Genomic DNA, 19,709 nt, shown 5'->3' with positions numbered 1-19,709 from the left:
GCAAACCATTTGAGCATACCTTACTGCTCTTCTGCTTTAGGTAAACGAGAAAGGAAAAGCTCCAATCTGTCCATCGCTTCTTCTAAAACGTTCCTGTCGACACAAAAACTGATTCGTACATAATCATCTGCTTCAAAATAGCTGCCTGGAATCAAAGCTACTCCTTGATCAAGAACTAATTGTTTACAAAATTCATAGGAAGTCATCCCATATTTTTTGATCGATGGCAGTATGTAAAAAGTACCGTCTGGCAATTCCACGTCCACGCCCATAGCTCTCAAACGGTCATAAACATAATCTCTCCGTAAGCGGTAAGAATCCAGCATCTCTTTCACATCGTAATCCAGTGCAGCTATAGCGGCATCTTGAATGAAGGTGTTGACGCATGAAAGCACATATTGGTGAATTTTGAGGGCTTCTTCAATAAATTCCTGATCCGCTATTAAGTATCCGATACGCCAACCAGTCATAGCGTATGGTTTCGAGAAACTTTGACACGTGATGATATATTTTTTGATATCCGTATATTGCGATAATGGACTAGGTAACTCAGTAAACACTAATTGATTGTACACTTCATCGCTGATCACAAAAAGCTCATGTTTCTTCACAGCTTCATAAATCACTTTTAGTGAAGAAGCATCCAGCATCGTTCCTGTAGGATTGTTTGGAGTATTGATGATAATAGCTTTAGTCTTAGGAGTGATCGCTGCTTCCAGCATTTCTTTTGACAGTTGAAATTGGTTCTCAGAAGTATCGATTGAGACGCATACTCCTCTATTCATTTGAATCAATTGCCGATATAAAGGAAAAGCGGGTTGTAAAATAATCACTTCTTCTCCAGGATTCAATAGGGTCGCTAAAGCCGTTGAAATAGCTTCTGTAGAACCAACTGTGATCATGACTTCCTCTGGTGAATAATCTACGTGATTCGTTTTTTTCTCAAATGCACAAATGGCTTCTCTTAGTTCAAGGCTTCCTTGAGCTGATGAATAGCGTGTTTGGTTTCTATTTAAGGAATCGATTGCCGCTTCTTTTATAGATTCTGGTGTTGGAAAATCTGGTTCTCCTAAAGTTAGAAACAGTGAAGCCTGATTATCTACTGCATATTGGTTAAATGCCCGTATTTCGCTTGTTTGCAATTGAAGGACGTCTTTATTCAACAGTTCTTTCATTCGATCACTCCTTTTTCTTATGAAAAAAAGTGTACCAGTTTGCAGAAAAAAAACAATCTTTAATTTTTCTTTTTTGACAAATAGACAAAGAAAACATTTAGTGGTAAGATATAAAAAATCAAAAACGTAAATTAAAAATTGAATAGAGGTAGCAATGTAGATGAGTACTACACCAAAGAAGGCATTCTGTGACGGTGTACGAAAGGCAGCCATTGCCGAACGATAAAGATTGGCGGATCTTTTTTCGTGGGGATATGGGGAATACCTATGTCACTCCTGCTGGAACAGCAGAGGCGCTATTATATGTCTGCAAAACAATTGCATACATTTAAGACGCCAGCAATGGGTCTTTTTTTGTTGCTTGGAAAAAAATATAAAAGGGGTTTTGGTATGTCGACTTATAAATACAACGGTTGCGGCAATACTTTTGTGATCCGTGATTTTGAAGATGGAATGAATTATGCGGAAGAGGCTGCTGTTTTATGCAGTTCAGAACAATTTGATACAGATGGGCTTATCGTCGTCAAACAAAACCCTTTGGAGATGCTGCTGTTCAATCGTGACGGCTCTCAAGCTCCGATGTGCGGCAACGGAATTCGTTGTTTTGCCAAATACGTTCTAGACAAAGGATTGACTGCAGAAAACCAATTTGCTGTCCAAACCTTGGCGGGCGAAATGATCGTAGACATCCTCCAACATGAGCCCTTCTATTGCGAAGTCAATATTGGCCGGCCTGATTATTCAAATGAAGCTTTTGGAGCTGCGGATGATGCTTCTTACGTCAATCGAACGATTTATATTGATGGGAAAGAGATTACATTCACTAGTTTATTTATGGGAACTGTACATACGGTTGTTTTTGTAGAAGATGCACCGGCTATGCTGGAATCCGATTTAGGCGAAAAGCTTTGTCACCACCCTTTATTTGCACAGCAAACCAATGTTAATTTTGTACAGGTGTTGAATCAAGATGAACTGATCGTGCGGACTTTTGAGCGCGGTGTCGGCTGGACATTGGCTTGCGGGACTGGATGCAGTGCCAGCTTCGTCGTAGCCAGAGACGCAGGTCTCGTAAAAGATAAGGTGACTGTACATTTAGAACAAGGGGCATTGACCATTTCTGGAACAGAAGATGTTTATATGAACGGTCCAGCTGTATTTGAATACAAGAAATAATTTTAGCAAAATATTCTTTAACCCACTAGGAGGACATTTCCCATGAACGCACAAGACATTATTCTATTTATCCAACAAGCTAAAAAACAGACACCGGTAAAAGCTCATATCAACCTGACCGAGTCTATTGATTTCCCGAACTGTAAAGTATTTGGAGAAGGACTCTCTAAAGTTGTTTTCGGAGATTATGAAGATTTGAAGGTCATTCTTGAACTAAATAAAGAATACATCAGTGATGTAGAATTGGAATACGATCGTAGAAACAGCGCTGTTCCTCTTCTTGACGCTACCGACATAAATGCCCGCATAGAACCCGGAGCTATCATCCGAGACCAAGTGGAAATCCACGATCATGCTGTGATCATGATGGGAGCGGTCATCAATATTGGTGCTGTCATCGGTGAAAAAAGCATGATCGATATGGGAGCTGTTCTTGGCGGTCGAGCTATTGTTGGTAAAAATTGCCATATCGGTGCTGGTGCTGTTTTAGCTGGCGTAGTTGAACCCGCTTCAGCCACTCCTGTAGTAGTCGAAGACGACGTTTTGATTGGCGCTAATGCTGTTGTTATTGAGGGCGTTCGAATCGGTAAAGGAAGTGTTGTCGCTGCTGGAGCAGTGGTGATCGAAAATGTTCCAGAAAATGTGGTGGTTGGCGGTATTCCAGCGCGTGTTTTAAAAGCAAAAGATGAAAAAACCGCCAGCAATACTGAATTGATTGCTGCTTTGCGCGAGTTGTAAAAGCAAGAAATGGCCCGTCCCAAAAGATACGCTGCTTCTAAAGTGTCGAAAGTCCATTTGCGCTCCCTTTTTCCAAATAATGAATGCAAAAGGGAACGTAAAAGAGCGAGGAACTGGTATATTACACCATTTCCTCGCTCTTCATTTTCTAATTGATTAGAGCCATTTGAAGCGCAATCTCCTACTAAGTGAACCTACCTATTCTGCTTCTGCATGTTCAAACACTAAATGCCATTCATTGCGCTTAGCTAAGAAGTCACGAGCAATTTGTTGTGCTCCCGCTAAAGTGTGGTGAGCTGCCCAGCCACATTGTTTTTCGTTGCTGGCTGGAACTTCTACAGCTACCAATACATCTTTCATTGTTTTTTCAAGTAATTCCAAGATATCTTGATAGTCTTCGTGATTCACAACTGTCAAATAAAAACCTGTTTGGCATCCCATCGGTCCAAAATCAACCACATAATCTGCATGATTGCGGATCAATTCTGCCGTCAAATGTTCTAAAGAATGAACAGACATCATATCCAAGTGCTCTTTATTGGGTTGTGCCATACGCACATCGTATTTTAATATACGGTCCCCATTCAATCCTGTTTTTTCACTCGCTAAACGTACATATGGTGCACGGACTTTTGTGTGGTCCAAGTTAAAACTTTCAACATTCATTTTTTCTGACATATTAAAAACCCCTTTTCTAATTCAATTTGCTTTCTTTCTTGCCTTCTACGATCCAAACATACGGGTTCATTTGCGTAAAGGAAACCCTGAAACCAGCATCTTTGAAAGAATGATACAAATCAGGTATCAATGGATAATATTCTCGTTTTAAATCTTCAGCTAGACCATAAAATTGGTTGTGAGCAGCTTCAGCTGTTTTTTGGTCATAAGAATCTTGATCTATAAACATGGTGTCCGCAAAAACTACGCTTCCTCCATCTTCCAGAAGGTCATAATATTGGTACAGAACTTCTGCTTTTTCGCCGGCATTCAAATGATGAAACACATATGAACTCAAAATAGTGTTTATTTTGTACGGTGGTAACGGAAAATTTTGCATATCCCCATCGATGATATCGACAGTTCCCAACAGTTTAGCATCTGCTAGTTGCCGCATTTCTCCAGAAGGCTCAATGGGATAAACTCTTTTCCCCGCCGCCAACAGTTTTCGCGTTAAATTTCCAGTCCCGACCCCCAGCTCCAGAACAAATTCGCCACTTCGTTTGACCAGTTCTTGCAAAATCAAGTCGTACCCTGAAAAAACTTCCTTATACTCTTCGTCTTCTCCAGTTACAAAATCATCGTAATCCGTTGCCCAATCTGTGAAAATATCCAGAAACTCTCTTCCCATTCATTATCCCTCCATAGATGATGAAACATGTGTTAAAGCCTGCTCTAAATCTGCGATCAAATCTTCAGCATCTTCCAAGCCTACTGAGAATCTGACCAATTCATCTTTGATACCTGATTTTTCGCGGTCTTCTTTAGGAATGGAACCGTGAGTCATTAAGGCTGGAATCTCGATCAGACTTTCGACTGCTCCCAAGCTTTCCGCTAAAGTGAGCAATTCCAGCTTCTCTACAAATGCTTTAGCAGATAGTCCTTCTTTCAATTCGAATGAGACCATTCCGCCAAATCCGCTTGTTTGTTTCTTCGCGATCTCATGTCCGACATGGCTTTCTAATCCAGGATAGTAAACTTTTTCGATAGCCGCATGATTGTCTAAGTACTCTACGATAGCTGCAGCATTTTTTTCATGAGCATCCATCCGAATACCTAATGTTTTAATCCCGCGTTGTAAAATCCAGCTATCTTGTGGTCCTAAAATACCGCCGATCGCATTTTGCAGAAAACCAATTTGTTCCGCTATTTGTGAGTCACTTGTAGTTACTAGACCAGCCACGATGTCACTGTGCCCACCTAGATATTTAGATGCGCTGTGTAAGACAATATCCGCACCTAATGTCAATGGACGTTGATGATAAGGTGTAGCAAATGTATTGTCTACAATCGTTATCAAATCGTGTTTTTTAGCGATTTCAGCCACTGCTTGAATATCAGTGATTTTCAATAATGGATTAGTAGGCGATTCTAAGAAAACGGCTTTTGTTTCTGGAAGAATAGCTGGTTCGATAGTCGTTAAATCACTCATATCTACTACCGTAAAGGTCAACCCCAATCTTTTCAATACAGAATTGATCAGACGATAAGTTCCACCGTACACATCGTCACCTACTATGATATGATCCCCTTGTGAAAATAACGAGAAAATAGTATGCGTTCCTGCTGAACCAGAGGCGAAAGCAAAGCCTTTGACTCCACCTTCAATATCTTTGATCAATTCTTCGACTGCAAAGCGAGTCGGGTTGCCCGTTCGTGAATATTCAAATCCTTTATGCACCCCTACTTTTTCTTGTTTGTACGTTGATGTTTGATAAATCGGCACATTCACTGCACCTGTTGCTTTGTCTCGACTGACCCCGCCATGGATAAGAGCTGTTTTTAAATTCATTTTGTCTGATTCTCCTTTTGATAGATATTTTTACTTAAATAACGTTCACTGCTGTCTGGAAAAATAGTCACGATCGTACTTCCTGGTGGCAGCATTTCTGCTTCTTTCATACTGGCTGCAAATGCTGCTCCACTTGAGCTTCCTATCAACAGACCTGATTTTCCGGCTAATTCTCTGGCATAGAAAAAGGCTTCTTCATCCGAAATAGTGTAGACAGCATCAAATTGTTCTCTCTTCATAAAGTCAGGCATAAATTCCATTCCAATACCTTCCGTTTCATGGCCGTGAACTGGTCCTCCTGCAATGATCGAGCCTTCTGGTTCAACGATCGCCGTTCGGATGCGGCTGTCCCATTCTTTTAGATAAGCAGCTGTCCCTGTAAACGTCCCGCCACTGCCTGCACCTGCCACAAATGAAGTCAACTTCTCATTTTCTAAGTCCCGTTTGATTTCCGGACCGAGTGTTTCGTAATACGTTAAAGGATTAGCCGGATTTTCAAACTGCAATGGAATATAACTATTGGAGATTGCTTGCTGCAGTTCGCGAGCTTTTTCGATCGCTCCTGTGATGCCTTTTTCAGTAGGTGTATGCACGATTTCTCCTCCCAAAGCCTCCATCAATATTTGTTTTTCCAGACTGAATTTTTCTGGAACCGTAAAAATCGTCCGCAAGCCAAAATTTTGTGCTGCCAGAGCCAACCCAATACCTGTGTTGCCGGCAGTTGGTTCGATGATCGTGGTATCTTTATTGATCCATCCTTTATCGAACCCGTCCTGCAGCAGTTTGAAGCCTAAACGATCTTTTACACTGCCGCCAGGATTGAACGATTCCAGTTTGGCTAGGATACGGTTGCCATTTGGAATTTTGATTCCTTCAATTTCGACAAGCGGGGTGTTCCCAATCAAGTCTATGATTGTTTTAACAGGCATTTTTTTACTCCTTTTCTAATTTAAGGTACAAAAAAAGCGCACATGAGTAACGTTCTACTCATGCACACTTTGGCATTCATCATTTGTTTTTATAAGTGTTTTCAACAGAACAAACTAGTTTCATTCCTTTAAATCCAATTATGGAGAAAAAGATTGTATGAAACCGTTATCTGTCTTTATAGAAAAGCACTATAAAAAGAGAGAATTACGCAAATGAGTCTGGTGTTAAGCATGAGTGTTTATTTTCATTTAAACAACAACAACATACTAAACAACAACAGTTCATTTTGCGCATGGAATTCTCTCCTTTCTTTTTTACGTATTTTTTAACTAAGATCATCTTACACAACTAATTTTTTTCTGTCAAATTTTTTTTAATTTTGTTTTTCTAAGTTGTAAATTTATTGTTGCATCTCTTCCGATTTTATACATTTATTAATTTCCCTACTCATACCCTTCCGAATAAAACAGCTTTTACAAGCTCTTTCGTTTTTATTGTCACAATTTCTGTGTTACAAAGAGGATACAGATAATTAGCGGAAAAAACATTTGGTAAAGGAGTTTTTAACAATGGAAAAAAAATTCGATATAGTAGTCATTGGTAGTGGCGTAGGTGGTATGGCAGCAGCTTCTGGTTTAGCCTCTGCGGGTAAAAAAGTTGCTATAATAGAGGAAGATCTATGGGGAGGAACTTGTCCAAACCGAGGTTGTGATCCAAAAAAAGTTTTGGTTTCCGCCGTTGAGGCTATAGATCGTGCACAGCAACTACAAGGTAAAGGATTAGAAACTGTCCCTCATGTGAATTGGACAGAACTCATGGCTTTTAAAAAAACATTCACTGCCCCTGTGCCGAAACAAAGTAAAGAAAGCTTGGAATCGTCTGGAGTAGAAACGTTCACTGGCAAGGCAGAATTTATCAATAGCCAAACTTTAAAAGTAAATGAAGACAAACTAAAAGCGGAGCACTTTGTCATTGCCACTGGTGCACGTCCCTCATTGCTGGATATTGAAGGGAAAAAGCATTTCCTAAACAGTAATGACTTTTTGTCTCTTCCAGAAATGCCTGATACTATCACCTTAGTGGGCGGTGGTTATATCTCTTTTGAATTTGCGGCCATCGCTAATGCGGCAGGTGCGAAAGTACATGTGATCCAACACAATGATAGTCCTCTTAAAGCCTTTGACCGAGAACTGGTCGACCTTTTAATGGAACAATTAGAAGCTAAAGGGGTGACTTTCCATTTGAATATAGAAGTTTCTAAGATCGAAGCGACCTCGAATGGTTATTCATTATCTGATGATTCGGACTTTCAATTAGACAGCGATTTGGTTTTCTGCACTACAGGACGGATACCGAATACGGAAGCATTAGCCCTTGAAAATGCCGGAGTTGAGTGGGATAAAAAAGGGATCACTGTTAATGATTCTCTCCAAACAAGCAATCCAGCTATCTTTGCGATCGGAGATGTCTTGTCTAAAACCCAACCTAAATTGACCCCTGTTTCGAGTTTTGAAGCGGACTATTTAGTGTCACATTTGACTGGACAAAATACTAAACCTATATCTTATCCAAGCATTCCTACGATGGTTTTTTCCGGTCCCAAATTAGCCCAAGTTGGCGTAACGCCAGAAACAGCAGCGAATAACGAAAATGACTACGAACTGTCTACTATAGACGCCAGTAAGTGGTTCAGTTACAGACGATTAAACGAAGCTATCTCAAAAATCAAAGTCGTTACAGATAAGAAAACTGGTTTATTAGTAGGCGCCACTTGTTTGAACAATGAAGCAGATGAACTGATCAATTATTTCAGCCAGCTGATCGAGCAAAAAGTTACCGCTGCAGCAGTCTCTAAACACATTTTTGCTTATCCAACTATTGCCAGCGATTTGTCTTATTTTTATTCTTGAGGTTGGTAAAAGAATTCTGATTTTTACATGATAAATCAAGACCAATAATTTACAATTTTGCAATAAAAAGGTATAGTTAATAATGGTTTGAAATTAGGTTACCTTATTAGAGGAGAGATCATATTGGAAAGAGTAGTTGGAACAGTAGTAAGAGGACTTCGTGGTCCAATCATTAATCAAGGAGACGACATTGAGCAAATCGTAGTAGATACAGTTTTAAATGCAGCAAAAGTTGAAGGTTTTTCAATTGAAGACCGCGATATTGTAACTGTAACTGAGTCTATCGTTGCTCGTGCGCAAGGAAACTATGCAACAATTGATGATATTGCAGCAGATGTTCAAGCTAAATTTGCTGGAGATACAATTGGTGTTATCTTCCCGATCCTTAGCCGCAACCGCTTTGCAAACAACTTGCAAGGAATCGCTCGTGGAGCAAAAAAAGTTGTTTTAATGTTGAGCTACCCATCTGATGAAGTAGGAAATCACTTAGTAAATATTGATGAGTTAGATACTAAAGGTATCAACCCTTGGACTGATATCTTAACTGAGCCTCAATTCCGTGAACACTTTGGGCAAGTTGTCCACCCGTTTACTGGAGTAGACTATATTGATTACTACAAAGGAATTGTTGAATCAGAAGGCGCTGAATGTGAAGTTATCTTCTCGAACAATCCAAAAACCATTTTAACATACACTAAAAGCATACTGACATGTGATATCCATTCACGTTTCAGAACAAAACGTATCCTAAAAGCTAATGGTGCTGAAAAAGTATATGGTCTTGACGACATCCTTTCAGAATCGATCAACGGCAGCGGCTTTAATGAAGCTTACGGTTTGCTTGGATCAAATAAAGCAACCGAAGAAAGCGTAAAATTATTCCCTAATAATTGCCAACCTATCGTAGACGGCATCCAAGCAAAAATCAAAGAATTGACTGGAAAAACAGTTGAAGTAATGGTTTATGGCGATGGAGCTTTCAAAGATCCAGTTGGAAAAATCTGGGAACTTGCTGATCCTGTAGTATCTCCAGGTTTTACTGAAGGTCTTAAAGGAACACCTAATGAAGTGAAATTGAAATACTTAGCTGACAACAACTTCTCTCAACTACGCGGAGACGAATTGAAACAAGCTATTTCTAAATACATTGAAAACAAACAAGAAGACTTGGTTGGATCAATGGAAGCACAAGGAACAACTCCTCGTCGTCTGACTGACTTGATTGGTTCATTGTCTGATTTAACTTCTGGAAGTGGAGACAAAGGAACACCTATGGTCTACATCCAAGGATACTTCGACAACTACACAGTTTAGAGAGCGGAGAAAGTTGTTTAGATTATTGAATATAAAAATGCCCACCATAGTTAAGTGCTTTTCTTAACAATGGTGGGCATCTTTATAGGCATATGATCTAACTTTCGCAGCTCGTTTTAAAAGCATAGATGTCTGAATCTCAAAGCACATTTAGAGAGCGGAGAAAGTTGTTTTAACACATGAAAATGCTTGATTTCGAAAGCGGCTGGAAGATTTTCTTCCAGCCGTTTTTTGGTTTTTTAAATATAAGGTACTTTTGGTTTTGCTACGACAAAATGGGTGCTCAGATTCGGTCTATTAATCAAGTGAAGTCGAGTTTAGGACCCACTTGATTAATAGATAGGTTCTATTGATCAAGTGGCAGCTCTTTTTATGCTCACTTGACTAATAGCTCAGTCCTATTGATCAAGTGACAGCCTATTGCATCCTCACTTGACTAATAGAACAGATTGAACGCCCACTTTTCCATCATTTATACGAAAACAGCCTCTCAATTCGCGAAAAGTCGTGAATCGAGAGGCTGTTTTTCGTTTCTTATGCTTTTGGTTCTAGATCTTCAATAGAATCAATGTCCATATACTCCGGCACTACAAAACCGTTTTGCGTTCCGGTCAAGTTAGGTCCTAAGTCTACTAGATCTTCTTTGTATTTTTCATAAAAAGAGTTGTGTGTAGTAGGCAGCCAAGGAGAAATAGAAGCATCTGCTTTTCCGTTTGCTACTGCTTCAAATAAAATTGCAGGATCGACATCAGATACTGTCACATCATAGCCTTGTTGCTCTAAAACAGTTGCTAGAACTTGGCTAGAAGCTCGTTCTGAATCCCAAGGCGTTGAGACTAAGTCGATTTCTTCTCCGTCTACTTTTTCTGTACCTTCTAACCAGCCATTGATTTTATCTTGGTTGGATTCTATCCAATCTGCTGAAGCTTCTTCAATGGAACTCGTTTGGGCGTCAAACGTAATTTTTTCCATATCTTCCACTTCCCATTCAAAGGCATCCAAAATATTATAAGCATTTGGCATTTCTTCTTCAAATCCTAGTCGGGCAATGGTATGGATACTTTCTACTTCTCCCAATGTTCCTTTAGGATCTTCAATAAATTTTAAATCATACTGGGTGAATTTGTAATGAGGAGCCCAGCCTGTAACAATAATAGGTTCTTCATTTTCAATCGCTTGCCCAAGCAGCGTCAACATACCTGCTGTAGAACTTTCTTCCAGTTCCCATCCTTCTAGATTATCGTATTCTTCTAATGTCTTTTCTGATAAACCTGTCAATCCCGCTCCAGGTTCGATACCTATAATCGTATGCTCTACTTGTTCACTGATGCTGTTATTCGCACTTGCAGCATCTTCTTCTGTACTACCGCATCCTGCTGCAAGCAGCACCGTTGTCAATCCCATCGTTATCCCTATGTTTCTTACTTTCATTTCTTTTCCTCCATCATATCAAAAGCATTCCACTTTTTTATTTCGGCTAATGTTTCGTCCTTGAGCAACGCATGATTAAATGCATCAATCAAGGGATAGTTAGTCTTTTCGCTCCACTTTGTTTTTTGATTACCGATAACCATATGTACAAATAAGCAGTTCTTTCTATTAGGAATCCATTAATACTCAGAAGTATACCCCTGTTTTTATTCACTTATATGCAATTTAATCTTGAGGCCTCCTCTCTTGAGAGCAGGTCACCGATTTAGAATAGCCACTATCCACTGTAACATGAATCGTGTATCGTTTCAAATTTGATGAATAAAAACACAGAAATAGACAGCGCTGCTTCTTTCAGCAAACACTGTCTCTATTTTGGTTATTCTCTTATAAAATCAATCATCCACTCATTTACTTGTTCGGCTTTTTCATGTTGAATCCAGTGCGTCGCTTCGCCGATTAATCTTCCTCGACCATTATCGCAGTACTCTAAACTTTTGCTTGCTAATTCTTGACCTAAAAACTGGTCTTTAGCTCCCCAGATCACAAAAGTCGGGACTTTCACTCTTGCGGAAACCTTTTGGCTGGAAGGGTAACGAACTAAAGCGCGATACCAATTGATCATCGAACGCATCGCTCTAGGCTGCGACCAAGCAGAGCGGTAACGTTGCAGGTCCTCTTCACTAAACGTCCCTTTTTGACTGGTTGCTTTCAACGCTTTCACTGCTGGCTCCCAATCAGACACACTAAACAGTCGTTCCGGCACTCCTCGTAATTGGAAGAAACCGATATAAGAGCTTTTCAAAATTTGTAGCGGATGCTGCAGTATTTGCTTAGCCATAGCTTGTTCATGAGGTGCATTCAAAATGATCAATTTGTGCAATAGGTCAGGATACTCTCTTGCTACTCTCCAAGCAACTATGCCTCCCCAGTCGTGTCCAACCAAATAGACTTTTTCTTTTCCGGAGGCTTTGATTAATCCTGCAATATCGGCTGCTAAATCTTTCATTTGATAGTCACGGATCTTTTTAGGTTTGTCGCTGAGATTATACCCTCTCTGGTCAGGAGCCCAAACTCGATAGCCTTGACTCGCTAAAGCGGAGATTTGCTTTTCCCACCCGTACCAAAATTCAGGAAAACCATGCAGTAAAAGGACCACTTCTCCTTCTTTCGGTCCTGCTTGAACCACATGCAACTTGATGCCGTTTGTTTCAATAAACGTATGTTCAATAGTTTCCATTTTGCTTACAACCTCCTGATTGACTCTAAGTTTCAAATTATTAGATGACTAGTTGATAATAGTACTTACTTTCCTATATTTTAGTTCATCTTCTGTTAGTATTCGAAAGATAAGGCTTTTAAAAATGTCTACAAAAAAAGAAAGCCACTTGTAGGCTTTCTTTTGCGATAGAATATTAAATATATTTTTTGATCGTTCTCACCATTAAATCCACTAACAAAAAGAATCCAATTCGCGAAATAGAATCGTCTCGTTTGGTATCCATTTCTTCTGTATGGCAATACAGTTTCAAGTCTGCATAAGATGCCAAAATACTCGATTGAAAGGCTGTTAAGCTGATAATCTTGGCTTTTTTCATATGGACTTTGCGAGCTGTATCAATGATTTTTTTCGTACTGCCTGACAACGAGATCAAGATCACTACATCATTTTCGGTGACCAAATTTGTAAAAGTCTCCGATAAATTATAATCCTTGATGAAAAAACAGTGCAGACCTAATGAAAAGAGCAAGTGTTCCAGATAGTACCCCACTGGCTTACTAGTTCCCCGAGCCATAATGAAAATATTCTTTGCTTGAATGATCTCTTCAGCACAGCGATCAAGATCTTCTTCTGAAACGAGAGAAAGAGTTTTATCGATGCTGCTGGTCACTGTTTCTTTTGCAGATAGTTTGCTATTGTTTACTGTAACAGCTTTTTCCCGCAATTGCTGATTGATATGGTACTTGAGTTCTTTGAATCCACTGAACCCCATTTTTTGCGCAAGATTGATAATCACGGTTTTAGATACAAAAGAAAGTTCAGCAAGCTGGTTGATATTCACGTATGGACTCTCTTCCAAATGATTTATCATATAAGTTAGGGCCTTTCTTTCGCTTTCAGTCAAATCATCGTAGCTGTCTATAAAATCAAGCATGGTACTCATCCTTTTAGCAGTATATCACACTCTTTAAATCATGGAATTTGGATTTAACCACTGCTTCAATTCTTCTTTAGACGCATATTCTAGAGACAATGCGGCTTCTTCTAATGTCGTATTTTCTTTTAAAGCTTTATGAGCGATCTCAGCTGATTTTTCATACCCGATGTGAGGTGTCAAAGCTGTAACGAGCATCAACGAACGATGAACCAATTCATCCACACGATCGGTATTTACGGTCAATCCTGCCAGACATTTTTCTCTGAATGAGCGCATCCCGTCCGTTAACAAACCGACCGTTTGCAAGAAATTATGAATAATAACAGGTTTATAGACGTTCAATTCGAAGTTTCCTTGACTGGCAGCCACTTGAATCGTGGTATCGTTCCCCATAACCTGAGCGGCGATCATCGTCAGAGCTTCCGCTTGAGTAGGATTAACTTTTCCCGGCATGATGGAACTTCCCGGTTCATTAACCGGCAGAGACAGCTCTCCTAATCCGCTGCGGGGTCCACTCGCCAGCCAACGGATATCATTGGCTATTTTCATCAAATCACTGGCTAATGCTCGTAAAGAACCATGAACAAATGACAACGGTTGATGACTAGTCAAAGCAAAGAACTTGTTCTCATCACTGACAAATGGAATCCCTAAAGCTTTCTCCAGCTCTCGAGAAACTTTAACACCGAAATCACTGGATGCATTTACTCCAGTCCCGACGGCCGTCCCTCCAATAGCCAGTTGCAATAAAGTACTGCTGCTCATTTCTATGGCTTTTAAGCTGTTTTCAATCATGCTTCTCCATCCACTCAGTTCTTGAGCAAATGTAAGAGGCGTGGCATCTTGCAAATGGGTTCTGCCTATCTTGATGATTCCTTCATAACGATTCATCAATGCTGAAATGACTTCCAGCCACAGTTTCATTTCCGTTATCAGCTGATCTTGAATTTCTTTATAAGCTGCAATATGCATAGCCGTTGGAAATACATCGTTCGAGCTTTGTGACAGGTTCACATCATCATTAGGGTGTACTGAAGTCCCTTTAGAAGCTAAATGAGCCAGCACCTCATTCACATTCATATTGGTTTGCGTCCCGCTTCCGGTTTGCCATAAGCACAACGGAAATTGCGATTCATACTCGTCCAAATTTTCCAATACCAGCGCACAAGCTTCTTGGATACTGGTCCCTTTATCTGAAGAAAGCTTGCCCTCTTCTTCGTTTACAATAGCACAGGCTTTCTTCACTTGAACCAACGCTTCAATCAACTTTAGCGGCATTTTTTCTGTTCCGATTTGAAAATTTTCTATACTCCGTTGAGTTTGAGCCCCCCATAAAGCATCTTGGGGAACGGCTATTTCTCCAAGAGAGTCCTTTTCGATTCTATCCACTCTTATTCCTCCTAGATAGTCGCTACTCCAGTGTTTCGAGCAGCTTGAGCGACATACTCAGCCACTTGTTCTGCAACTTTTTTATTTAAAGCATCCGGTATAATATAGTCTTCCGATAATTCTTCTTCAGGAATCATGTCTGCAATTGCTTTTGCTGCAGCAACTTTCATTTCATTATTGATCGTCGTTGCACGTACTGCCAGTGCCCCTTTGAAAATACCTGGGAAAGCCAGTACATTGTTGATTTGGTTTGGAAAATCTGAGCGGCCTGTCCCCATAATGCGTGCGCCGGCTGCTTTAGCCTCATCATACATGATCTCAGGTATTGGGTTGGCCATCGCAAATACGATCGCATCATTCGCCATAGATTGAATCATTTCACGCGTAACGATCCCTCCGACAGAAACTCCGATAAAAACATCTGCACCCTTCATAGCGTCGCTCAAGTCTCCGTTTGCTTGTTGAGGATTAGAGCGTTGTGCCAATCGTTTTTTATGTTCATCCATTGGTCCTGGTCTGTTTTCTGCTAAAATACCATGTTCGTCGCAGATGACAGCTTCTTTTATTCCCATATCCATCAGCATCGTTATGATGGCTGTACCAGCTGCTCCAGGTCCGTTCAACACCACTTTTATCTCACTTAACTCTTTCTTGATCAAACGTAAACTGTTCATGATCCCCGAAACTACCACGATAGCTGTTCCGTGTTGGTCATCGTGAAAAACAGGAATCGGCAACAAGTCATCCAGTTGTTTTTCGATTTCAAAACACCTTGGCGAAGAAATATCTTCTAAGTTTATCCCGCCAAATGTTGGAGCTAAAAAACGTACCGTTTGAATGATTTCCTCAGAAATTTTTGTATCTAAGCAAATCGGAACGGCATCTACTTCAGCAAATTCTTTAAATAAGATCGCTTTTCCTTCCATTACCGGCATTGCAGCTTCTGGTCCGATATCTCCTAATCCAAGGACAGCTGTTCCATCTGTTACGACCGCCACAAGATTCCCTTTTGACGTATAAGTATACGCTTCTCTTACGTCTTCATGGATTTTTCTGCATGGTTCCGAAACACCTGGCGTGTAAGCCAAAGCTAAATCCTCTCTTGTATTGATTGAAACTTTGCTTTCAACAGAAATTTTCCCTTTTTTTTCTTTATGCAGAGCTAAACTTTTCTCATTCGTATCCATTCTTTTCTCACCTTTCTGTAAAACAGTCTCAAACGAGGAAAAGAGACCTCTCCATTATATAAATTGAGGTCTCCAGACACAATAAATAATTATTTTGAATATTCAGCAACTGTTCCGCACAAAAAAAAGAACCATTATCTCCATTTGAGGAAATAATGATGCTTTTCTTTTAGGAACTTATTTCACTGGTTTTTAGAGTATTAAATGGCATTGTTTGTCTTACTCTTAAATGACTCCATATATTCCACGGATGATCCATGGGAGGCAAAGAATATACTTCTATAGGTTCTTTTTTTATAGGGTGGTCAAATGACAACACATCTGCCCAAAGTGCAATTTGCTGTCCAGGTTTGTTGACGTGCTGTCCGTATTTTTGATCTCCAAAAATTGGATGACCTATTGAAGACAATTGGACACGAATTTGGTGAGGTCTTCCTGTGTGAAGTTTGACAGCAAGCAAACTAAAATTATTTCTAGACTCAAGTACTTCATAATCCAACACCGCTTTTTTAGCTTTTGGATGTTTGGGGTCAACGAAAACTTTGTTCTCTCTTTTGTCTTTATGAAGATAGTGAACCAGTTGCCCTTTTTTCTGCTTTGGGACACCGTGAACGACAGAAAGGTAACTCCTTTCGACGACTCGACGGCGGAACATATCTGATAACCTGGATGCTGCTTTGGATGTTTTAGCAAACACCATCGCACCGCCAACTGGACGATCCAATCGATGAATAAGCCCCAAATACACATTCCCAGGTTTTTGATACCGCACTTTCAGGTCTTCTTTCAGTACTGTCAGCAAATCTGAGTCCCCGCTTTTATCTGCTTGTACTGGAATATTGACAGGTTTTTGAACCATCAGCAAATGATTATCTTCATACAACACATGAACCTTCATTCTTTACTCTTCTCCTTAATGCATAATGTTTCCATCATATCATTTTTAAGAGAAGGCGAGTCCTTCTTAACAACATCTCTCATCAATCCCTTACTAACAGGGGTAAGAGTCTACAGCTCTTTTTTCAATCAGTCTATCTCTTTATTATTAGAGGCATTGCAAAAAGTACTTGGTTTCATTTTTTTAAAATGAGACTCAGATACTTTTTTGGATGTCGCTTTACTAGATTTTATTTTATTTCTTTTTTAGCAAGATAAAGCAAAATAATAAAATTTAGTTGAAAGAGATAAGCAGCAGGTCTTGCTATTAATTCGTCTTGAAAAATAAAAAACATTCCCATAAGAAAGTTGAATAGTCCTAATAAAAAAAGTGGATTTTTCTTAATTTCTTTATTCAAAAGTAAACCTCCCAGTAAAAAACGATATAGCTAATGATAGATTTTTTTAATTTAAAAGTAAATGGGGCGCTATGTGTTTCGCTTTAAAAGGTATCGATGAAGCTGCTGACATTGAAGTTTTGACTTAACCAGCCATTAACTTTATTAGTAGGCAAAGAAAAAAACTTCTCATAACCGAGAAGTTTTTTCTTTTAGCTTAACCTTTGACAGATGCACTCGATACAGCATCAACTGTTTCTGTGGTTTCTTCTTTTGTACTCATAGAAGCTCCTGAAGTAGCATCGACGTCTTCTGTTTTATGGTCTTTAGCAGAAGCACCAGAAACCGCATCTACATCGCCAACCAAGGCTTGTCCAGTTTGTTTCAAATACCAATCGATGATTGGTTTGAAGTCTAAGATAAATTCATTGATTCCAGCAAAATTGCCTTCTTTATCGTGCATAGCTTGGTAATTGTGCACGACATATTTGTCAGGACCATGAGTAGGTACGTTAACGCGAAACGCATCCATAGCGCCAGAACGCAACTGCTGGATCACATACCCTACATTTTTATGCACTTTTTCCGGATGACATTTAGCCAATGGGTTTCCTACTTGTCCTGGCACTCGTGCAGCCAGCATCTCTTCTGCCGGTTTTGTTTGGTTGTAATACAAGAATTGGTTATTGTTATCTGCATAGGTCAATTCCATTGGCATGGATGCTAAGAAATAATTCAATTGGTCGACAGTCAATAATCCGCGATCCAATTTGACATACGTATTTCCTTCAACTGCGCCAACTTTTTGGGCCGCTTGTTCCAACCAATCGTCAGCATACATATCGACACCTTCAATAGTCGTATCTATTTTTCCGGTTGCGTAAAGATCTTCCGGTTCAAGTTCGATTTTTTTAGGTCCTTCTATGACAGCCACCACTTTGATAAATTGAATGAATTTTTCTAAACAGCTGCCTAAAAATTGAACGGTTCCTGGATCTTTCAAGTTCGCATTTTCATCAAATGCTTCTTTTACTTTGCCTAATAAGAACTCATTTCCCGGTAATACCATAGCATTGACCCCTGGAGCATCCAAAATCTGACGTAAATGCAACTGCGCACGAGAAGATCCTTGATCGTAATAAGAAGCCCCCACGATCATGACAGGTTTATTTTCTAAAGGATGAATCTTAAATGACAACCACTCCAAAACACTTTTCAATGCAGCAGGAATTGTCCGGTTGTGTTCAGGTGTAGCAATAATGACACCATCCGCGTTTAGAATCTGTCTGTTTATTTTTTGGATGACCGGGCTGTTTGTCTGGTCGTCACTTTGATTGAACATAGGAACATCTTTGATTTCAATGATCTCCAAATCGAATAATGGACTGAATTGTTTTTGGATAAATTTTAGCAATGTACGATTATAAGATACTTCTGCGTTGGAACCTACAATACCGACTAATTTCATTTTTATTAACCCCTTTTAGATAGTTTCCCAAGAAAAGTTTTCCGCTTCTTTTTTGTTTTGTTCATGTGCATGAGTCAATTGATTAGTGATGGTCACAAAAGTTAAGAAATCTTCAAACAGTCTGTCTAATTTTTCAGTTTGTTCCACATTCGTTAAGTTGTTTTCTTCATCAAAAGCTTGTAATGAATGACTTAATAAAAACTCAGAACTCGGCATGATACGTGCTTTCAACTCTGGAGCATCAAGGATTTGACGCAAGTGAAGTTGAGCCCTTGAAGATCCTAAAGGGTTCTGTTGCAAAGTTTTAAATAAAGAATAAAATCCCTTACGGTATCTATGATTTAAGCTGGGATTCCCAATAATACCTTGATTTCAGTACAGACCGAAAACCCGAAGAGAGTGCCTTCTTTTCGGGTTTTCTTATATAATCCTCGGATGGCTTCCATGCCTTTAATCGTGGGTGAGGCAGTGCGTAAACTTCGATAGAATTTATTGCGTCTCTTTACTGGACGATGGTCTTGTTCAATCAAATTATTCAGGTATTTAATGGTACGATGTTCTGTCCCTTGATAAAAGCCGTATTCTTTTAGTTTCTTAAAGGCACTTGTAATAGAGGGGGCTTTATCTGTGACTACAACCTTCGGTTCATCAAACTGCTTCACTAACCGCTTAAGAAAAGCATAGGCTGCTTGTGTGTCCCGTTTTTTACGTAACCAAATATCCAAGGTTAAACCATCTGCATCGATGGCTCGATACAAATAATGCCATTTTCCTTTAATTTTGATGTACGTTTCATCCATTTTCCATGAATAAAAGGATTTTTTATTTTTCTTTTTCCAAATTTGATAGAGTAGTTTGCCATATTCTTGCACCCAACGATAAATCGTCGTATGAGAAACGTTAATGCCACGATCATATAAGATTTCTTGAACTTCACGATAGCTAAGGTTATAACGAAGATAGTAGCCCACGGCTACAATAATCACATCCTGCTGAAATTGCTTTCCTTTAAAATGATTCATCGTCATTCCTCCTGCTATCTTTTTCTA

Annotated in this window: 18 protein-coding genes, 1 pseudogene and 1 riboswitch; of the genes and pseudogenes, 4 read left to right on the top strand and 15 right to left on the bottom strand. The window is 39.6% G+C overall.

The features are described 5' to 3' along the window. Window positions 1-20: 20 nt before the first annotated feature. Window positions 21-1,175: a pyridoxal phosphate-dependent aminotransferase gene (locus tag LMF32_RS05955; RefSeq protein WP_230524155.1), complete on the bottom strand. Its 1,155-nt coding sequence runs from the start codon at window positions 1,173-1,175 to the stop codon at window positions 21-23. Window positions 1,176-1,310: 135 nt separating this feature from the next. Continuing rightward, a riboswitch (Lysine riboswitch) is annotated at window positions 1,311-1,482 on the top strand. A gap of 83 nt (window positions 1,483-1,565) precedes the next feature. Between LMF32_RS05955 and dapF the strand changes: the two genes are divergently transcribed. Continuing rightward, window positions 1,566-2,351: a diaminopimelate epimerase gene (gene dapF / locus LMF32_RS05945; RefSeq protein WP_230524154.1), complete on the top strand. Its 786-nt coding sequence runs from the start codon at window positions 1,566-1,568 to the stop codon at window positions 2,349-2,351. Window positions 2,352-2,393: 42 nt separating this feature from the next. Further along, window positions 2,394-3,089 carry a 2,3,4,5-tetrahydropyridine-2,6-dicarboxylate N-acetyltransferase gene (gene dapD / locus LMF32_RS05940; protein ID WP_230524153.1) on the top strand — a complete coding sequence of 232 codons (696 nt, stop codon included), beginning with the start codon at window positions 2,394-2,396 and terminating at the stop codon, window positions 3,087-3,089. Between the two features lie 198 nt (window positions 3,090-3,287). On the opposite strand, the gene LMF32_RS05935 is transcribed toward dapD, so the two are convergent. Genes LMF32_RS05935 through LMF32_RS05920 form a run of 4 tightly spaced genes read right to left on the bottom strand, consistent with a single transcriptional unit; the run spans window position 3,288 to window position 6,527 of the window. Beyond that, complete coding sequence (locus LMF32_RS05935; RefSeq protein ID WP_188204116.1) at window positions 3,288-3,767, bottom strand: S-ribosylhomocysteine lyase; 480 nt, start codon at window positions 3,765-3,767, stop codon at window positions 3,288-3,290. 16 nt (window positions 3,768-3,783) lie between these two features. After that, window positions 3,784-4,437, bottom strand: coding sequence for a class I SAM-dependent methyltransferase (locus tag LMF32_RS05930; protein ID WP_230524152.1), 654 nt, complete (start codon window positions 4,435-4,437; stop codon window positions 3,784-3,786). Between the two features lie 3 nt (window positions 4,438-4,440). After that, on the bottom strand, window positions 4,441-5,598 hold the full coding sequence (locus LMF32_RS05925) for a cystathionine gamma-synthase (protein WP_230524151.1): 1,158 nt from the start codon (window positions 5,596-5,598) through the stop codon (window positions 4,441-4,443). Beyond that, the gene (locus tag LMF32_RS05920) at window positions 5,595-6,527 is read right to left on the bottom strand and encodes a cysteine synthase family protein (RefSeq protein WP_188204119.1); all 933 of its coding nucleotides are present in this window, start codon (window positions 6,525-6,527) and stop codon (window positions 5,595-5,597) included. Before LMF32_RS05920 ends, LMF32_RS05925 begins: the two co-directional genes overlap by 4 nt. Before the next feature lie 570 nt (window positions 6,528-7,097). Between LMF32_RS05920 and LMF32_RS05915 the strand changes: the two genes are divergently transcribed. Further along, the gene (locus LMF32_RS05915; RefSeq protein WP_230524150.1) at window positions 7,098-8,438 is read left to right on the top strand and encodes an NAD(P)/FAD-dependent oxidoreductase; all 1,341 of its coding nucleotides are present in this window, start codon (window positions 7,098-7,100) and stop codon (window positions 8,436-8,438) included. Between the two features lie 123 nt (window positions 8,439-8,561). Further along, window positions 8,562-9,752: a coenzyme F420-0:L-glutamate ligase gene (locus LMF32_RS05910; protein WP_230524149.1), complete on the top strand. Its 1,191-nt coding sequence runs from the start codon at window positions 8,562-8,564 to the stop codon at window positions 9,750-9,752. A 534-nt stretch (window positions 9,753-10,286) separates the two neighbouring features. Here the strand turns inward: LMF32_RS05910 and LMF32_RS05905 are convergent. The 10 genes and pseudogenes from LMF32_RS05905 to LMF32_RS05860 all read right to left on the bottom strand — a co-directional run bounded on the left by LMF32_RS05905 (window position 10,287) and on the right by LMF32_RS05860 (window position 19,682). Next, window positions 10,287-11,183 carry a glycine betaine ABC transporter substrate-binding protein gene (locus LMF32_RS05905; protein WP_230524148.1) on the bottom strand — a complete coding sequence of 299 codons (897 nt, stop codon included), beginning with the start codon at window positions 11,181-11,183 and terminating at the stop codon, window positions 10,287-10,289. Window positions 11,184-11,562: 379 nt separating this feature from the next. After that, a complete protein-coding gene (locus LMF32_RS05900; RefSeq protein ID WP_230524147.1) occupies window positions 11,563-12,423 on the bottom strand; it encodes an alpha/beta hydrolase in 861 nt (286 codons plus the stop codon). 175 nt (window positions 12,424-12,598) lie between these two features. Beyond that, a complete protein-coding gene (locus LMF32_RS05895; protein WP_230524146.1) occupies window positions 12,599-13,339 on the bottom strand; it encodes a MurR/RpiR family transcriptional regulator in 741 nt (246 codons plus the stop codon). A 33-nt stretch (window positions 13,340-13,372) separates the two neighbouring features. Next, entirely contained in the window at window positions 13,373-14,731 is a 1,359-nt protein-coding gene (gene fumC, locus LMF32_RS05890) for a class II fumarate hydratase (protein ID WP_230524145.1), read from the bottom strand. 11 nt (window positions 14,732-14,742) lie between these two features. Then, window positions 14,743-15,918 (bottom strand): malic enzyme-like NAD(P)-binding protein, encoded by a 1,176-nt coding sequence (locus tag LMF32_RS05885; protein ID WP_230524144.1) that lies wholly within the window; start codon window positions 15,916-15,918, stop codon window positions 14,743-14,745. A gap of 169 nt (window positions 15,919-16,087) precedes the next feature. After that, window positions 16,088-16,816: an RNA pseudouridine synthase gene (locus LMF32_RS05880; protein ID WP_188204127.1), complete on the bottom strand. Its 729-nt coding sequence runs from the start codon at window positions 16,814-16,816 to the stop codon at window positions 16,088-16,090. Between the two features lie 229 nt (window positions 16,817-17,045). Beyond that, a complete protein-coding gene (locus tag LMF32_RS05875; protein WP_177192522.1) occupies window positions 17,046-17,213 on the bottom strand; it encodes a hypothetical protein in 168 nt (55 codons plus the stop codon). A 196-nt stretch (window positions 17,214-17,409) separates the two neighbouring features. Further along, window positions 17,410-18,660 (bottom strand): NAD(P)H-dependent oxidoreductase, encoded by a 1,251-nt coding sequence (locus tag LMF32_RS05870; RefSeq protein ID WP_092480381.1) that lies wholly within the window; start codon window positions 18,658-18,660, stop codon window positions 17,410-17,412. A 15-nt stretch (window positions 18,661-18,675) separates the two neighbouring features. Beyond that, a pseudogene (locus tag LMF32_RS05865) lies at window positions 18,676-18,945 on the bottom strand (NADPH-dependent FMN reductase); the annotation flags it as partial. A gap of 56 nt (window positions 18,946-19,001) precedes the next feature. Then, complete coding sequence (locus LMF32_RS05860) at window positions 19,002-19,682, bottom strand: IS6-like element IS1216 family transposase (RefSeq protein ID WP_013646119.1); 681 nt, start codon at window positions 19,680-19,682, stop codon at window positions 19,002-19,004. Window positions 19,683-19,709 lie beyond the last annotated feature (27 nt).

Origin of the sequence: Desemzia sp. C1, from assembly GCF_020882875.1 — a bacterium.
GTDB classification, from domain to species: domain Bacteria; phylum Bacillota; class Bacilli; order Lactobacillales; family Carnobacteriaceae; genus Desemzia; species Desemzia incerta.
Note: the sequence above shows the minus strand (reverse complement) of the source record. Positions and strands in the feature narration are given on the sequence as shown.

Coding starts and splice junctions, on each gene's coding strand:
- LMF32_RS05955 (WP_230524155.1), bottom strand. CDS start 1,175: ATGAAAGAACTGTTGAATAAAGACGTCCTTCAATTGCAAACAAGCGAA.
- dapF (WP_230524154.1), top strand. CDS start 1,566: ATGTCGACTTATAAATACAACGGTTGCGGCAATACTTTTGTGATCCGT.
- dapD (WP_230524153.1), top strand. CDS start 2,394: ATGAACGCACAAGACATTATTCTATTTATCCAACAAGCTAAAAAACAG.
- LMF32_RS05935 (WP_188204116.1), bottom strand. CDS start 3,767: ATGTCAGAAAAAATGAATGTTGAAAGTTTTAACTTGGACCACACAAAA.
- LMF32_RS05930 (WP_230524152.1), bottom strand. CDS start 4,437: ATGGGAAGAGAGTTTCTGGATATTTTCACAGATTGGGCAACGGATTAC.
- LMF32_RS05925 (WP_230524151.1), bottom strand. CDS start 5,598: ATGAATTTAAAAACAGCTCTTATCCATGGCGGGGTCAGTCGAGACAAA.
- LMF32_RS05920 (WP_188204119.1), bottom strand. CDS start 6,527: ATGCCTGTTAAAACAATCATAGACTTGATTGGGAACACCCCGCTTGTC.
- LMF32_RS05915 (WP_230524150.1), top strand. CDS start 7,098: ATGGAAAAAAAATTCGATATAGTAGTCATTGGTAGTGGCGTAGGTGGT.
- LMF32_RS05905 (WP_230524148.1), bottom strand. CDS start 11,183: ATGAAAGTAAGAAACATAGGGATAACGATGGGATTGACAACGGTGCTG.
- LMF32_RS05900 (WP_230524147.1), bottom strand. CDS start 12,423: ATGGAAACTATTGAACATACGTTTATTGAAACAAACGGCATCAAGTTG.
- LMF32_RS05895 (WP_230524146.1), bottom strand. CDS start 13,339: ATGCTTGATTTTATAGACAGCTACGATGATTTGACTGAAAGCGAAAGA.
- LMF32_RS05885 (WP_230524144.1), bottom strand. CDS start 15,918: ATGGATACGAATGAGAAAAGTTTAGCTCTGCATAAAGAAAAAAAAGGG.
- LMF32_RS05880 (WP_188204127.1), bottom strand. CDS start 16,816: ATGAAGGTTCATGTGTTGTATGAAGATAATCATTTGCTGATGGTTCAA.
- LMF32_RS05870 (WP_092480381.1), bottom strand. CDS start 18,660: ATGAAATTAGTCGGTATTGTAGGTTCCAACGCAGAAGTATCTTATAAT.
- LMF32_RS05860 (WP_013646119.1), bottom strand. CDS start 19,682: ATGAATCATTTTAAAGGAAAGCAATTTCAGCAGGATGTGATTATTGTA.